Source organism: Halobacillus massiliensis (assembly GCF_900166625.1).
GTDB classification, from domain to species: domain Bacteria; phylum Bacillota; class Bacilli; order Bacillales; family Halobacillaceae; genus Halobacillus_A; species Halobacillus_A massiliensis.
Genome location: NZ_LT800499.1, coordinates 2,325,532 through 2,341,223 on the forward strand (window position 1 = coordinate 2,325,532; position 15,692 = coordinate 2,341,223).

Annotated in this window: 13 protein-coding genes; all 13 read right to left on the reverse strand. The window is 42.4% G+C overall.

The features are described from left to right. Positions 1–168: 168 nt before the first annotated feature. The gene (locus B7E06_RS11600; RefSeq protein WP_179134044.1) at positions 169–1,128 is read right to left on the reverse strand and encodes an ABC transporter permease; all 960 of its coding nucleotides are present in this window, start codon (positions 1,126–1,128) and stop codon (positions 169–171) included. Then, complete coding sequence (locus B7E06_RS11605) at positions 1,129–2,175, reverse strand: ABC transporter permease (protein ID WP_082234139.1); 1,047 nt, start codon at positions 2,173–2,175, stop codon at positions 1,129–1,131. Further along, complete coding sequence (locus B7E06_RS11610) at positions 2,172–3,701, reverse strand: ABC transporter ATP-binding protein (protein WP_082234140.1); 1,530 nt, start codon at positions 3,699–3,701, stop codon at positions 2,172–2,174. Before B7E06_RS11610 ends, B7E06_RS11605 begins: the two co-directional genes overlap by 4 nt. Positions 3,702–3,861: 160 nt before the next feature. Next, positions 3,862–4,962 carry a BMP family lipoprotein gene (locus B7E06_RS11615; RefSeq protein WP_082234141.1) on the reverse strand — a complete coding sequence of 367 codons (1,101 nt, stop codon included), beginning with the start codon at positions 4,960–4,962 and terminating at the stop codon, positions 3,862–3,864. Between the two features lie 117 nt (positions 4,963–5,079). Then, positions 5,080–5,805, reverse strand: a complete 726-nt coding sequence (locus B7E06_RS11620) for a GntR family transcriptional regulator (RefSeq protein ID WP_082234142.1) — start codon at positions 5,803–5,805, stop codon at positions 5,080–5,082. A 250-nt stretch (positions 5,806–6,055) separates the two neighbouring features. Then, the gene (locus B7E06_RS11625) at positions 6,056–8,332 is read right to left on the reverse strand and encodes a DNA translocase FtsK (protein WP_082234143.1); all 2,277 of its coding nucleotides are present in this window, start codon (positions 8,330–8,332) and stop codon (positions 6,056–6,058) included. A 108-nt stretch (positions 8,333–8,440) separates the two neighbouring features. After that, complete coding sequence (locus B7E06_RS11630; RefSeq protein WP_245807724.1) at positions 8,441–8,659, reverse strand: YlzJ-like family protein; 219 nt, start codon at positions 8,657–8,659, stop codon at positions 8,441–8,443. Then, complete coding sequence (locus B7E06_RS11635; protein ID WP_082235993.1) at positions 8,659–9,390, reverse strand: ClpP family protease; 732 nt, start codon at positions 9,388–9,390, stop codon at positions 8,659–8,661. The genes B7E06_RS11630 and B7E06_RS11635 overlap by 1 nt, the downstream gene beginning before the upstream one ends. Positions 9,391–10,444: 1,054 nt before the next feature. Then, the gene (gene dapA / locus B7E06_RS11645) at positions 10,445–11,314 is read right to left on the reverse strand and encodes a 4-hydroxy-tetrahydrodipicolinate synthase (RefSeq protein ID WP_179134045.1); all 870 of its coding nucleotides are present in this window, start codon (positions 11,312–11,314) and stop codon (positions 10,445–10,447) included. A gap of 18 nt (positions 11,315–11,332) precedes the next feature. Then, positions 11,333–12,550: an aspartate kinase gene (dapG, locus tag B7E06_RS11650; protein ID WP_082234145.1), complete on the reverse strand. Its 1,218-nt coding sequence runs from the start codon at positions 12,548–12,550 to the stop codon at positions 11,333–11,335. Positions 12,551–12,574: 24 nt separating this feature from the next. Beyond that, on the reverse strand, positions 12,575–13,621 hold the full coding sequence (gene asd, locus B7E06_RS11655; protein WP_082234146.1) for an aspartate-semialdehyde dehydrogenase: 1,047 nt from the start codon (positions 13,619–13,621) through the stop codon (positions 12,575–12,577). Between the two features lie 99 nt (positions 13,622–13,720). Then, positions 13,721–14,317: a dipicolinate synthase subunit B gene (locus B7E06_RS11660; RefSeq protein ID WP_082234147.1), complete on the reverse strand. Its 597-nt coding sequence runs from the start codon at positions 14,315–14,317 to the stop codon at positions 13,721–13,723. Continuing rightward, positions 14,317–15,210, reverse strand: coding sequence for a dipicolinic acid synthetase subunit A (dpaA, locus tag B7E06_RS11665; protein ID WP_082234148.1), 894 nt, complete (start codon positions 15,208–15,210; stop codon positions 14,317–14,319). Before dpaA ends, B7E06_RS11660 begins: the two co-directional genes overlap by 1 nt. Between the last annotated feature and the right edge of the window lie 482 nt (positions 15,211–15,692).

A 15,692-nucleotide genomic window follows, 5' to 3' on the forward strand; every position in this document is an offset into this window, starting at 1 on the left:
TTACAAAGGTTAATTCTAATGCTAAGGGATAGCAAGCAAAAAGTAAAAAGTAAAGCCCGCTTATCCCCGGGCTTTACTCTTATTGAATAACTTTTTCTATTACAGAAGGGAAATATAACTGAAGACTAAACCTCCTGAATAAAAGGCCGGGGTCTCCGGCCTTTACTTTTAGCGGTTTCCTTTAATATAAGGAGTCCCTAGAGATTTTGGAGCCTCCGCCCTTCCAATAAATCCGGCGAGTGCAAGAATAGTTAATACATAAGGAGCAATTAACAAGAAAACCTGCGGTACATCCGCAAGCAGGGGAATACCAGAGCTGACGACACTTAAACTCTGGGCGAATCCAAAGAAAATTGCTGCCCCCATCGCTCCAAGGGGATGCCACTTGCCGAAAATAACAGCTGCCAGTGCCATAAATCCCTGACCTACAATTGTCGACTGAGAGAAATTCATGGCAATCGTCAAGGCGAATACCGAGCCCCCTAGGCCCCCTAATGCCCCGGAAAGCATGACGGCCACATATCGCATTCCATAAACATTAATACCATTTGTGTCAGCGGCCATCGGGTGCTCGCCGACTGATCGAAGTCTAAGACCAAATGGGGTTTTAAACAATACATACCATACGACAAAAGCTAATATGATCGCCATATACGAGGTTAAATACATGTTTGTAAAAAACAATTTCCCAAGGACAGGTATCTCACTTAATAGCCATACATCTGTCGTATAGAACGGCTGATTAACCATATCCGTCTGTCCTTTATCATACCATTGCTTTGTTAAAAACAAACCAATACCGAGTGCAAGGAAATTAATAGCCACACCGCTGACAACCTGATCGGCTCGAAAGGTGATCGAAGCCACGGCGTGAAACAAAGCAAATACTGCGGATATGATCATTGCTGCTAATATAGACAACCAAGGTGTGTAAGAGCCGAACATATCGGCAAAGATTAAATTAAAAACAATACCAACAAAAGCTCCCATAACCATCAGACCTTCAAGGCCTATGTTAATGATACCCGACCTTTCGCTCAGGACACCACCCAGAGCTGTCAAGATGAGAGGGGAAGCAAAAAACAAAGCCTGCGGTATAATATTTCCAAGAAGATCAATAATGTTCATTTATTTCCCCTCCTTTTTTATCCGCAGAATAAACCAGCGAATCATATAGCTGGAAGCCACAAAGAAAATGATGAGAGCAATAACAATCTCAACTAGTTCAGTTGGTACACCTGCACCTGTTGGCATATTAAGAGCACCGTTCTTTAAGATTCCAAACAGGAAGGCAGCCAGAACAACCCCAATAGCTGTGTTGGCTCCAAGGAGTGCCACTGCAATGCCTTCAAATCCAATATTCGTAAACCCAGTCTTTGTTGCCAAATATCCAAATGTCCCCAGACCTTCCATAGCCCCGGCTAAGCCGGCAAATCCTCCAGAAATCATCATGGCCAGCACGATGTTCCTGCTGACACTCATTCCTGCATAGCTTGAGGCAAATGGATTATATCCGACTGAACGGAGTTCGAAGCCCCGAGCCGTCTTATTTAAAATAAACCACATGATTAAGGCCATAATTAAAGATACTAATATTCCATAGTGCATTCTTGAAAACAACGTCACTTCGGATAACCACGGAGATGCCAGCGAGGCTGTTTCAGCAATTCTCTCTGTCTGGTCTTCCCCTTCCGTGAGGACGTGGCGAACAATTGCATTAGTTGTATACAAAGCAATATAGTTCATCATAATTGTAACGATAACTTCATGAACACCTAGTTTCGCTTTCAAGATACCAGGTATAAACCCCCATGCAGCACCAGCTGCAGCTGCAGCTGCTAAAGCAAGCGGCAAATGAAAAATCATCGGCAGCTCAAAGGCTGTACCGATCCAAACAGAAGCCAGCCAACCGACAAATACTTGGCCTTCTACTCCGATATTTAAAAGTCCTGTCCTCAGTGCAAAAGCAACGGCCAGCCCTGAAAGGATATATGGAGTTACCATGCGGATGGTTTCTCCAAAAAAGTAGCTGTCTCCAAAAGCCCCTTCCCACAGTGAGGCATAGCCAGCTACAGGGTTATATCCAAAAGCAAGCATAATTACTGCGCCTGAAATCAGGCCGAGTAAGACAGATATAATGGGTATGAGTACATGAATGAAACGGCTGGAAGTCATTTATCCCCACCTGCTTTCTCAACCGTATTGCCTGCCATCAGCAGACCCAGCTGCTGCTCATTCGTTTCTTCAGGTTTAACTTCTGCAATAATCTGCCCGTCAAACATAACTGCAATCCTGTCACTTAAATTTAGAATCTCATCGAGTTCGAATGAAAGCAGAAGGACAGCTCTTCCTTTATCACGTTCTTCGATTAATTTTTTATGAATAAATTCGATGGCCCCAACATCAAGTCCTCTAGTTGGCTGTGCAGCAATTAGAAGATCAGGAGAACGGTCGATTTCCCTCCCGATGATGGCTTTTTGCTGGTTTCCTCCAGAAAGAGCTCGTGCTTTAGTAAATTCATTAGGTGTACGCACGTCATATTCTTTGATCAGCTGACGAGCTTTTTGATAAATTTTCTTAAAGCTCATGACGCCTTTTTTTGAAAAAGGCTTCTGGTAATAAGTTTGCAGCACGAGATTGTCTCCGACCGGAAAATCGAGAACTAAGCCGTATTTATGTCTGTCCTGCGGGATATGTGAGATTCCTGCCTCCGTAACTTTTCGAGGTGTTAAATTAGTAAGTGTCTTTTCACGCAGCTGAATTAATCCCGACTCTGATTTTCTTAAGCCGGCAATAGCTTCGATTAATTCTGACTGGCCGTTTCCATCAATACCGGCTATGCCGACGATTTCTCCAGCCCGAACCTCCAGATTAAGTCCTTTAACCATCGGCACGTTCCTGGCGTCTTTTACATATAACTCCTTGATTTTAAGGAAATTGTCGCCCGGCACGGACTCTGTCTTAACGGTCTTAAAGCTGACTTCTCTGCCAACCATGAGCGAAGCAAGCTCGTCCGGATTTGTTTCTTCCACGTTGACCGTACCAATTCCCGTTCCTTTACGTATCACTGTACAGCGGTCACAAACCTGCATAATTTCCTTCAGCTTATGGGTAATTAAAATAATCGATTTTCCTTCGCTCACAAGACTTCTCATAATACCCGTCAGTTCTTTTATTTCTTGTGGTGTCAGGACGGCTGTCGGCTCATCAAAAATTAAAATCTCAGCACCCCTGTAAAGGGTTTTTAATATTTCTACACGCTGCTGCATCCCTACAGAAATGTCACGGATTTTCGCAGATGGATCTACATTTAATCCATACCTTTTTGAAAGCTCTGCCACTTCTTGTTCAGCTTTCTTTATATTTACGGTAATACCCTTTAGCGGCTCACTTCCTAATACGATATTTTCAGTAACTGTAAATGTATCAACAAGCATGAAGTGCTGGTGAACCATCCCAATCCCCAGGCGGTTTGCCACATTAGGATCAGTAATTTTAACTTTTTCTCCCTTGACACGAATCTCGCCTCTTTCCGGCTGATAGAGGCCGAATAAAACGTTCATAAGTGTGGACTTCCCTGCCCCATTCTCCCCAAGCAGAGCATGGATTTCTCCTTTTTTAACCTGGAGTGTAATATTGTCATTTGCAACGATGCCGGGAAATTCTTTGCGGATATTATTCATTTCAATTACATAATCCATATCTCCTATCCCCCTGTCTAAATATCCTCCAAACGATCTAGATCATGCCTTAAAAAATCACCAAATGAAAAGGGGAGCCAATTGTCCCTTCATTTGATGATCTTCAAAGATTCTGCAGGGCCGGCTCCACAGCCAGCCTGCAAACATCTTGATTTCTTCTTTAAAGTGAATTTTCATATTCTTCAAGTTCTTCATGAGTACTTGGAACCTGAATTTCTCCACTTGTAATTTTTCCTTTCCACTCTTCCACCTGTGAAACAATGTCTTCTGTCATTGCCTCTTCATTTGTGGTAGCAATGGAGATAGCATCGTCATCAAGACCGTATTCTTTTACTTCTCCTCCAGGAAAATTCCCATTCATTGTTTCAGTTGCTACATCATTCACAGCAACATCTACACGTTTTACCATAGAAGTAAGAGTGACATTATGGTCCCCGATTGCACCTTCTTCATGTTGATCGCGATCAACACCGATAACCCATACGTTTGCATCTGGATTGTTCTGTTTAATGTCTTTCGCTTGAGCGAATACTCCGTTTCCCGTGGCTCCAGAAGCATGATAAATAACATCAATATCATTGTTATACATATTTGAGGCAATCAGTTTTCCTTTGTCTGCAGCAGCAAAGCTTTCTGCATACTGGACGTCTACTTGAATTTCCGGATCAACTGACTTCACTCCGGCAACAAACCCAGATTCGAATTTGTTAATCAAATCTCCATCTTCACCGCCGATAAATCCAACTTTCTTTGTCTCTGTTTTAAGGGCAGCAGCTACTCCTGCAAGAAAGGAACCTTCATGCTCTTTAAAAGTAATGCTTACAATATTATCTCCTTCAGCCACAGAGTCTACTAAACCGAACTGGGTGTCCGGATACTGTGCAGCAACCTCTTCAAGAGCGGGCTGAAGCAGATAACCAATTCCATAAATTAGATTATAATCCTGACGAACGAGACGGCTCAGGTTCGTCGTATAATCACCCTCACTATCAGACTGGGCGTAATCAAAACCTTCCCCTTCAGTAAGTCCGTTTTCTTCACCGAAAGCCTTTAGTCCTTCCCAAGCTGACTGGTTAAACGATTTGTCATCCACACCGCCCACATCTGTAACCATAGCAGCTGAGAAATCTTCAGAGCTGCTTTCTCCCCCTTCACCGCCACTTTCTGTAGCTTCGCCTTCGTCGGAAGATCCGCAAGCAGCTAATACAAAACCGATTGATAATAGTAATGCCAGAACCATGAGAAAACGACGATTTTTCAAGAACCTTACCCCCTAAAATTGTTAAGTCATGCGAAAATTAAAAGAGACAAAAAATTTTGAATTTTCTCCTCAAAAAAAGCACCACCTCCTAAAAAATTTGAGGATGTAAATTCTTTCTTACACTCTTTTTCTTAAGACGTGGAAACTAAATTTATCTGCCCGGAAATAATTAGAGGACAGCAGTACAGGCTCATCTTCTTTTGTGTAATGCATTTGCTTAAGCAGCAAAAGTGCCTGGTCTGGTTCACAATTTAATATTGGGGAAATTCTTTCATGATAACCAATCGGTTCGATGTCTGTTACAGCATATCCAATCTTCTTGCCAGTGAACTTCTCTATTACACTGAAAAGAGAGTCTGCCTCCCTTATTTGTTCAATTGGAATCAGCCCTTCAGGAATACGGTCCTTACAATAAACAACAGGCTGGTGATCTGCCGTTCTCACCCGCTCCACTCGTGCAAGTCTATGTAGGGGATAGGGAGAAAAACGTCTGCGTTCATCTTCCGTAGGTTCTATTAATTCTGCGGATAAATACTGAGATCCTGGAATCATTCCCGATTTCTGAATCATTCCTGTGACACTATCCAGTTCTTCTATACCTGATGAGAAAACCGGCTTAGGATTAACAAATGTACCTACACCGTGTCTTCTTGTTACAATTCCTTCTTCTTCAAGAATTCTTAAAGCTTCCCGCAAAGTTGCTCGGGAAACACCCAGTGATTTTGACAGCTGGAACTCAGAAGGCAGTTTCTCCTTTTCTAAATAAACTCCCGCGTCAATGTCCCGTTTTATTTGTTCGATCACTTGCAAGTACAAATGACGAGTATCTTGTCTAATAGACATAACTCTCTCACTCCAAATTCTATACCCTTTAAGGGTCTGAGATCAGACATCTGACGTATAACACATCACATTCGAGATAAATATACCACTATTTTTCTAATAAATAAATAGAATTATAGTATTTTTAAAGAATACTATCACATATTTGATAACTCAGAATTATTAAATTATTCTATAGTATCTTAAAGTTAGCAAACAGGCTTGAAATAAAATAAAGTCCTGAAGATCACTCCAGGACTTTTTACTATATTTAGCTTTCTTCGACCGCTTGTGATACAAGAACCTGACGCGGTTTGCTCCCTTCATACGGTCCGACTATACCATTATCTTCCATCGCATCAATTAAACGAGCTGCACGCGTGTAACCTACTCTGAAACGACGCTGTATCATAGATACACTGGCGCTCTGCATCTCTATGACCATTTGCACGGCTTCAGGATAGAGATCATCATCCACTTCTTTCTTTTCTTCACTTTCTTCATCAGGAATCATTTCCTCCTGATACTGGGCCTTTTGCTGCTCTATACAGAAATTAACGACACGTTCTACTTCATCATCAGATAAAAATGCGCCCTGTACCCGTGTCGGTTTATTTGAACCTACCGGTGTAAACAGCATATCACCTCGTCCTAGCAGCTTTTCTGCTCCCCCTGTATCAAGGATAGTTCTCGAATCAGTCTGGGAAGATACGCTGAACGCTATACGGGAAGGAATGTTAGCTTTAATGACTCCTGTAATTACGTCAACAGATGGACGCTGGGTGGCAATTATTAAATGAATACCTGCCGCACGAGCCATCTGCGCTAAACGCGTAATTGCGTCTTCCACATCATTGGATGCAACCATCATTAAGTCTGCCAGCTCATCTACTAACACAACGATATATGGTAGAAACGGCTGATCATCTCCGTTTTCACGGTTGTGTTTCTTAATATATTCGTTATAACCTTCTATATTTCTCGTGCCTGAATCTGAAAATAGATCGTAACGGCGTTCCATCTCAGATACGACTTTCATCAACGCTTTCGAAGCTTTTTTCGGATCTGTAACAACGGGTGCGAGCAGATGAGGAATCCCGTTATAAACATTAAGCTCTACTTTTTTTGGATCGATCATCATCATTTTTACTTCATGGGGTTTTGCCCGCATAAGGATACTTGTAATTATTCCGTTAATACAAACACTCTTCCCGCTACCGGTAGCACCTGCAACAAGCAGGTGAGGCATACGGTTCAGCTCTGCCATAACAGCTTCACCGGAAATATCACGGCCTAAAGCAAAGTTTAATTTTGCCTCTGGATGGGCCTTCCCCGTTTCTAAAACTTCCCTTAAAGATACCATTGAAATTTCCTGGTTTGGAACTTCAATTCCTACAGCTGATTTGCCGGGAATTGGTGCCTCAATTCGAATATCTTTCGCTGCAAGTGCAAGAGCTAAATCATCATTCAAATTGACAATTTTGCTGACTTTAACTCCGATATCAGGATAAACCTCATATTTGGTTACTGACGGTCCTACGTGGACTTTCGTAACTTTAGCTTTTACGCCAAAGCTTTGGAATGTTCTCTCAAGCTTCTTAACCGTTGCCTGAATATGGGATCTGCCCTGGCTTTGAGGACTTGAAGTCGGTTCAGCCAATAGCTCAAATCCAGGAAGTTTATAATCCGGATTTTCCAATTCTGCAGTCGTCATCGTTTTATCGAGTGCCTGTTCATCAGCCGATCCATCTTTTTCATTTTTTTCCGGCTTCTCTGGTTTTTTATAAGCTTGATCGGTGAAATCCTGAATTATTGGTTCATATTCTTCTTCCTGGCTGACAGACTCTTCAGATGCCGTCTCCACAAGCTGCTGTGACGGAGCTTGTTCAATCACCTTTTTGCGTTTAGCAGGTTTTTTTACTGCCGGTCTTTCCTTCCTGCTATTCCACAATTCTTTTATTTTTTCACCGGCAACTGCCAGCACCTGACCTAATGAGCGCTCGGTTATAAAAAGAAACCCGATTAGAAATAAAAACAGGGAAACAATCACTGAGCCGGTCGCTGAAAACAGATAGTAAGTAATCATAAGCAAAAAAGCCCCTGTAAAGCCCCCTCCAATGCTCGTAGCGGGAAGCTCTCCCCGCATCATACCTGATAAGCGGTCCCAAGTTTCATCAAATACAGAGGCTCCGCTCTGCAGCTCATCTGCCAGTACTTGTACATGAGTAAATAAAAGTAACCCGGTGAGTATAATATAGGTACCAATAAGACGTTTATGTAAAAAATAAGGCCACTTTCGTTTTACCATTAAATAAATACCGACGATGAGAAAGAAAATAGATGCAATAAAATACCAGACCCCAAATAAAACCTGCCAAACATTTTCTAATCCCCCCGGTATTGCTCCATCACTTATGACAGAAGCTCCACTCCCGAACACAGCAATAAATATAAACAAAAGCCCTACTAGTTCATATTTAATCTGCTCTTTTAAGCGAGACTGCTTTTTCGTATTGGCTTTGTTTTTTCTTCTCTTTTTCTTTGCCACTTACGGCCCACCTCCCTACAGCGAAAAGAAGAGGATGTCGCCAGCAAGTGCCGCGACATCCTTCTCTTCGTGTATAACTGCCTCAATTATAGCATATGAAACGCTATCTTAGTAGTCCAGCCATTGTCCTGGTTGTAAAGATGGATCCAGAAAATCATTGGGATCTGTAGAGACGACTTGGAGGATTTGCCGTTTACCGCCTCCATGATCTAAACATTTAAGATGACCGTTTTTATGCTTTTCATAAACAATCTGCTGTGTGGAAGTATCCATCGGAAATACGTCATGTTCACATAAAGGCGTATAATGAATCATAGAGAAATCCATTATTGTATCACCTGCTGATCATTTTCCTTATTTTTATCGATCATTTCATTCAGCTTGCTCATCGCTTCTTTTACGCCTCCGACAGCATCAATCAACCCATATTCAACGGCCTGCTGGCCGACAACATTCGTACCAATATCTCTCGTAAGGTTGCCTTTTTCAAACATTAAGTTCTTAAATTTTTCTTCTTCAACATTTGAATGTCTTGTTACAAAATTTACGACACGATCCTGCATTTTATCCATGTACTCAAAAGTTTGAGGCACTCCGATTACAAGTCCATTTAATCGAATGGGATGAATCGTCATAGTTGCCGTTTCAGCTATAAATGAATAGTTTGCAGAAACAGCAATAGGAACACCTATGGAATGGCCTCCACCTAATACAATGGATACGGTTGGTTTTGATAAGGAAGCGATCATTTCAGAGATAGCAAGTCCTGCTTCTACGTCTCCTCCTACTGTGTTTAACAACACAACGACACCCTCGATTTTAGGATTTTGTTCAATAGCAATTAATTGGGGAATAACATGTTCGTATTTAGTAGTTTTATTTTGTGCTGGCAGCTGCATATGCCCTTCCACCTGCCCGATGATCGGTAGAACGTGAATATTTGAATCTCCCGCCTGTGGGACATTTGACTGGCCGAGTTCTTGAATTTTCTCCACTATGGAAGACTTATCTTTTTCCTTATCAGGAGAGTTTTCCTCTGGTTTTTGACCTTCATCCATGTATGGCATAGGTGTATACCCCTTTCATGTTCCATGCTTTCTCATTAGTATGAGACAGAACGAAAGAAACATACGAAATTTCGCTTCTAGCCTTTTCGAACTTATTTTCAAAAAAAGTTTAATTTTTTAATTTTAACTCTTTATTCTACCGGTAACTCTTTTTGTTCTCTACGTCCATGTAGCATCATTGTTTCTCATAAGTCAGTGGTTCTGTTTTCGTTAATCGAGAAAAACGGCCTGGGGATGGACAAACTTTTGTTCTCTGCTCCCATATTTGATTCTCAAAGAATGGAGCCATCTGTTCCGTTCTCTTAATTTAGTGAATCGGGCCGGGAGAAACGACTCGCTTTCCATGGGCAAACAGTGAGTTTCCTCAAGCTAAAGCTTCCGGAATCTCACCCTTGTTCTGTGCTCCGATAAAGGCTTCTTTGATTCTCAATAATAATCCTGTTCCGTTTGCCCGAATAACGAGAACCGGGCCAGGGGAAAGACTCGCTTTCCATGGGCGAACGGTGAGCTTCCTCAGGCTAAAGCCTTCCGGGATCTCCCCCTGTTCTATCCTCCCATAGGAGTCTCGTCGTTTCCCCTGGCCCTTTGCGTTTATTAGGAGTAGCGGAACACAGAGTAAGAAAAGATTATTTCCTTTATAGCGGTTACTGAAACTACAGCGTTCCGTTTTATACAACCCACGGTTAAGTGGCTGGGAAATGACGAGACTCCTGCAGGGAGATAGAGCAAGGATGAGATCCGCGAGTGGAACGAGCTAGCTCATCGGCTCCCCGCGGAAAGCGAGTCATTTCCCAGCCGCTTTACTCTACACATGATAAACGGAATAGCTCTTTCTCTATTAAAACTTATAAGGTATAAGAAAATAACGGTTAGACTCCTGCAGAGAGAAGAGCCGGTTGAGATCAGCGCGTAGAACGAACCAGCTTACCGGGTTCCTCTTAAAGGCAAGTGATTTCCTATCAGCCCTGCATTTGACCGTAATATGTAAACTTGGTTGCCCTTCCCGATAGACTAAAAAAACAGCAAAGCCAAAGCTTTGCTGTTTTTACTCTGTTTCAATTAAGGCTTGAATAAGCTGCCGTTCTTCTTGATTTAAAGATACGAGAGGAAGCCTGACGCCCCCTGTGTCGATTCCTTTCATCTGCAAAGCAGCCTTTACAGGTGACGGTGATGGGGCAATAAACATTCCTTTTAACACAGGAAGAAGCCTGCGGTGAAGCTGTGCTGCTTCCTTACCTTTTCCTTCATCAAACAGGCGTAGCATTTCTTGCATTTCCAGGCCAGCGATATGTGAAGAAACAGAGACTACTCCCCTCCCACCTATTGCATAAATGGGCAGGGTTAAATTATCGTCTCCACTGTATACCGAAAAATCTTCTTCCGTATGCTCAATGATAGCGGCTATGGCATCCAGGTCTCCTGTCGCTTCCTTAACACTAACAATATTTTCAACTTTAGAAAGCTCGATAATGGTTTCAACCGTTATCCTCACAGCAGATCGACCAGGTATATTATAAAGCATCACCGGTTTATTTATGGATTCAGCAATGGTTTTAAAGTGCTCATATAAGCCTTGCTGACTAGGTTTGTTATAATAAGGGGTTACAAGCATCACAGCATCCACCCCCGTTTTTACAGCTTTCTTAGAAAGCTCTATCGAGGCTTTAGTATTATTGCTGCCAGTGCCCGCAATTACAGGTATGCGGCCGTTCACTGTTTGAACGACATGCTCCCAAAGCGCAACTTTTTCTTCTGAAGTCAGAGTCGGTGACTCTCCTGTTGTACCTGCGATGACTAAACCATCAGTGCCATGGTTGATTAAGTACTCCACTAACTGAGTTGTTTTTGTGAAGTCAATGTTTCCATGGCTGTCAAAAGGTGTAACCATGGCCGTTAACACTTTTCCAAAATCCACGACCTAAATCCCCTTTCATTATCCAACGTTCAATTCAAAAATATCATGCAGCGCATTGACTGCGTGAATAAGGTCATCATCTTTGACAAGCACCCAGATGGTCGTATGGGAATCGGCGGACTGAAGGATTTGTACACCGCGGTCAATTAACGTCTGAACAATTTTCGCAGTGACTCCCGGTACTCCTGTAATTCCTGCACCAACCGTTGATACTTTTGCACAGCCTTCTTTTACTTCAGGTTCATATCCAAGTTCTTCTAAAATCCCGACAGCCTGATGGGTATAAACACTGTCTATCGTATAGCTTACACCACTCGGTGAAATGTTAATAAAATCAACGGAAATATTCGCCTCTGCCATTGATTTAAATACTTCTGACTGTAATTTTGAAGGATCTTCTTTAGACTGAACTTTAATCTGCGACAAACCGGCCATGTGAGCAATGCCAGTAACGAGACGATCCGGCAGATCTTTTCCTCTTTCGCCTTCACTTGAGGCAGAGACGAGTGTACCAGGATCATTAGAATATGTTGATCTTACTCTCATTGGCACTTTTGCATGCATGGCAATTTCCACGGCTCTTGGATGAATGACTTTTGCTCCCTGATAGGCTAAGTTGCAGATTTCATTATATGTTACCTTATCAAGAGCACGTGCTGATTCTACGATTCGTGGATCAGCGGTCATAATACCTTCTACATCCGTGAAAATATCAATATAATCAGCCTGCAGGGCAGCGCCAAGTGCAGCCGCACTTGTATCGCTTCCTCCCCGGCCAATTGTTGTTATATCGCCCAACTCCGTTTTACCCTGGAAGCCTGCCACAACGACCACATCCTGTGTTTCAAGCTCCTGCAGAATTCGGGTGGGGTCCATTCTTAAAATCTTCGCTCTTGTAAAGTCATCGTTGGTTAAAAATCCAGCAGCTGCTCCTGAGAAGCTGACTGCCTTAATTTCAGATTGTAAAAGCTCATGAGCAAATACAACGGATGAAATTGTTTCTCCGCAGGACATAAGCATATCCTGCTCCCGATCAGAAATACGGGAAGCAGGAAACTGAACTAAATCCAGCAGCGAATCTGTTGCATAGGGTTCGCCTTTACGTCCCATGGCTGAGACGGTAACTACGACTTTATACCCTTCTTCCAATGCTCTTTTTATATGGGAAATGGCACGCGCACGGCTATCTTGATCCCTAACGGAAGTGCCACCAAATTTTTGAACTAATATTTTCATTTTTACACCTCTATAACTATTAACTTACAGCCATTGACGGGCGATGACGCGTTCGGCAATTTGAACAGAGTTCCAAGCAGCTCCTTTAAGCAGGTTATCAGATACAACCCAAAGGTGGAAGCCGTTTTCCTGATCCAAATCTTTACGAATGCGGCCGACAAATACTTCCCGCTTACCTGCTGAACTTAAAGGTGTAGGATATGTTTGTGTAGCTGGATCATCTTCGAGGACTACACCGTCTGCCTCATTGATTAGAGACTTAATCTCGTTTACGGAGACGTCCGCTTTATCAACCTCAACATAAACGCTCTCTGCGTGAGATGTAAAGAATGGCAGGCGTACACATGTTGCCGAAACTTGCAGCTCTGGTGCATGCATAATCTTTTTCGTTTCATTGATCATTTTCATTTCTTCAAATGTATATCCGTTATCCTGAAATACATCAATTTGCGGCAGGGCATTAAAAGCAATCGGATAATGCTTCTTATCACCGCTTGCCGGAAGAATATTTGCTTCCATTTCTTCTCCATTAAGAAAAGCCTGTGATTGTTCTCTCAGCTCTTCGTTTGCTTCATTTCCCGCTCCTGATACAGCTTGATAAGTGGAAACGATCACTCGGTTTAAACCGAGGTGTTTTTTTATAGGTTCTAAAGCAGCCACCATTTGAATTGTGGAACAGTTTGGGTTGGCAATGATGCCTTTATGTTTTTGAATGTCTTCTTCATTGACTTCTGGAACGACAAGCGGAACCTCTTCGTCCATACGGTAAGCACTCGTATTATCAATAACTAAAGCGCCTCGCTTTACAGCTTCCGGTGCTAGTTTCTTAGATATAGAGCCTCCAGCGGAGAAAAGTGCTATATCAATATTTTCAAAGCTTTCAGGGGTTGCTTCTTCCAATGTATATTCCGTTCCCTTGAACATTTGTTTTTTACCTGCAGAGCGGCTGGAAGAAAGCAGTTTCAGCTCGTTTACCGGAAAATCTCTGTCTTCCAATGTCTCGAGCATCTTCTGGCCGACAGCTCCTGTCGCTCCAACTATGGCTATATTGTATAATTTGGATTGTGTCATATTAATATCCCCTTTCAAAAATTGTTTGGCTTTGTCGTTTAAAGTCACTATCTTGTTATTTTACCATATCTAGTGATGAAACTGGTAAGGAATTAAGAATTAGCCTTTATACCTTTCAATTAAAACAGGCTGCAGCTGCTTCCCACCCATTGCTGCTTCTATGGTTTTAGGAACTAACGTCATATCCGCTACAAGTGAATTCGGTTTCATATATGGGTGATCCTGTCCGAACGGTACGAAATAAATATTTTTTGTGGCCATCAGTCTCATTACATTCACTCCGTTTAATCCTAACGCATCATTTGTAGATATCGCAAGTACGACTGGTTTTTCATTTCGCAAAGTAGCTTTTGCCGCCATTAGCACTGGGGAATCAGTTAAAGCATTTGCAAATTTACTAGTAGAGTTGCCTGTCATGGGTGCGATCACCATACAGTCAAGTGGTCGTTTAGGCCCTAAAGGCTCAGCTTGTGGAATTGTGGTAATCAGTGGCTCCTGGGTTATTTTTTCAATTGTTTTCATATGTTCTGACGCTTCACCAAACCTTGTATCTGTATTTTGAACAGTACTTGAAAGAATGGGAATGACAGTTGCTTCTGCATCTTTCAGCTGTTGAAGAATCGGAAACACTTCATGATAGGTACAATGTGATCCAGTAAGGCCAAATCCTATGGTTTTTCCTTTTAAACTTTCCATTATTCTTCCACCTTTCGCTTACTCTTCTGAAGTTCGCCGCAAATTACATTTGCTACTATGTTCCCTGCTGTTTTCGGTGCGACTAGACCAGGCAGACCCGGCACTAATATCGCCTTAATTCCCCGTTTCTCTGCATAACGGAAATCGGTACCGCCGGGTTTCGAGGCTAAATCCAGGATTAATCCATGTGAAGGAAGCTTTTTTATAATTGAAGCATTAACAACGGGAGCAGGCACCGTATTAAGCACGTAATCAAAATCCATGGCGTAGCTGTCAATTTCCCGCATATCTACAGGAGTCAGCCCCATTTCAAACACACGAGCTTTTCCTGCATCTGACCGGATAGCCACACTGACCTTTGCACCTAACTGGTGAAAGGTTCTTGCTAAACTCATGCCGACACGTCCCAAACCTAAAACCAGCACCTTTGAGCCATGAATAGTGTAATCCGTATGTTGAATAGCCATCATAATCGTGCCCTCTACGGTAGGTATTGAATTATAAATGGCTACATCATCACGGTCCATGAGCGGTATGAGGTCCCGATTAGCATCTTTAACAATTTTCTTTAATGTTTTATTGGCGATTCCCGAATAGATTTGGCAGTGTTTTGGAGTTTTCTTCAGCCAGTCAGTCTCTAAAGCAATCATCCGATTTGTAAAGATTCCATCAATCATCCCCTGATCATCCGTCCCTGCGATCGGTAGGATAATCGCATCAAGTTTTTCCACATGAGGTCCGCTGAAATCGAGATCGGTGCATTCGGTGAAGCTTCCATTCAGCTGGTCAAATCCGGCTAAATAAACATGGGCGTCCCACGCATGCAATTTCCTAATGATTTCGATCTGCCGGGCATCGCCCCCCATGACTGCTACATGATATCCTGTTAACATGCCCAGAGTCTCCTTCTTAATGAGTGTCATCTCCTTGTATCGTATGCAGATTTCATCTTTAAGTGTGTTTCCCTCGCAGTTTATGACAACAAAAAAAAGCTGTGACATGAAGTCACCGCTTAGCAGCTTGCTGAAATCACCTTTTATGCAGCTGATCACCTTTTCTTGCTTTATAACATCTTGTTTTGTATCTCATTTAAAAACCGAATCAGTAGGGTGGGCCTTCGAAAATCATTCTATTCTCAGATCTCTGGGGGAATTTTTTTATTAAGGGGTATGAGAATATTGTTCCGTTTACCTAAGAAAGGAAAATCTGTCATGGGGAAAAGCTCGCTTTTCATTGGCGAACAATGAGCTGCCTCTATTCCCTAGTTTTGTACAAAATAAGGCCTTTTAAATTTTTTCAAAAAAATCCTATTTCGTTTGCCTGAATAAAGATAACCGGGCCTGGGGAAACAACTCGCTTTCCATGGGCGAACGGT

Bases quoted from the DNA above. Each gene is read 5' to 3' on its own strand.
- B7E06_RS11600 (WP_179134044.1), bottom strand. From the start codon at position 1,128: ATGAACATTATTGATCTTCTTGGAAATATTATACCGCAGGCTTTGTTT.
- B7E06_RS11605 (WP_082234139.1), bottom strand. From the start codon at position 2,175: ATGACTTCCAGCCGTTTCATTCATGTACTCATACCCATTATATCTGTC.
- B7E06_RS11610 (WP_082234140.1), bottom strand. From the start codon at position 3,701: ATGGATTATGTAATTGAAATGAATAATATCCGCAAAGAATTTCCCGGC.
- B7E06_RS11620 (WP_082234142.1), bottom strand. From the start codon at position 5,805: ATGTCTATTAGACAAGATACTCGTCATTTGTACTTGCAAGTGATCGAA.
- B7E06_RS11630 (WP_245807724.1), bottom strand. From the start codon at position 8,659: ATGGATTTCTCTATGATTCATTATACGCCTTTATGTGAACATGACGTA.
- B7E06_RS11635 (WP_082235993.1), bottom strand. From the start codon at position 9,390: ATGGATGAAGGTCAAAAACCAGAGGAAAACTCTCCTGATAAGGAAAAA.
- dapG (WP_082234145.1), bottom strand. From the start codon at position 12,550: ATGAAAATATTAGTTCAAAAATTTGGTGGCACTTCCGTTAGGGATCAA.
- asd (WP_082234146.1), bottom strand. From the start codon at position 13,621: ATGACACAATCCAAATTATACAATATAGCCATAGTTGGAGCGACAGGA.
- B7E06_RS11660 (WP_082234147.1), bottom strand. From the start codon at position 14,317: ATGGAAAGTTTAAAAGGAAAAACCATAGGATTTGGCCTTACTGGATCA.
- dpaA (WP_082234148.1), bottom strand. From the start codon at position 15,210: ATGTTAACAGGATATCATGTAGCAGTCATGGGGGGCGATGCCCGGCAG.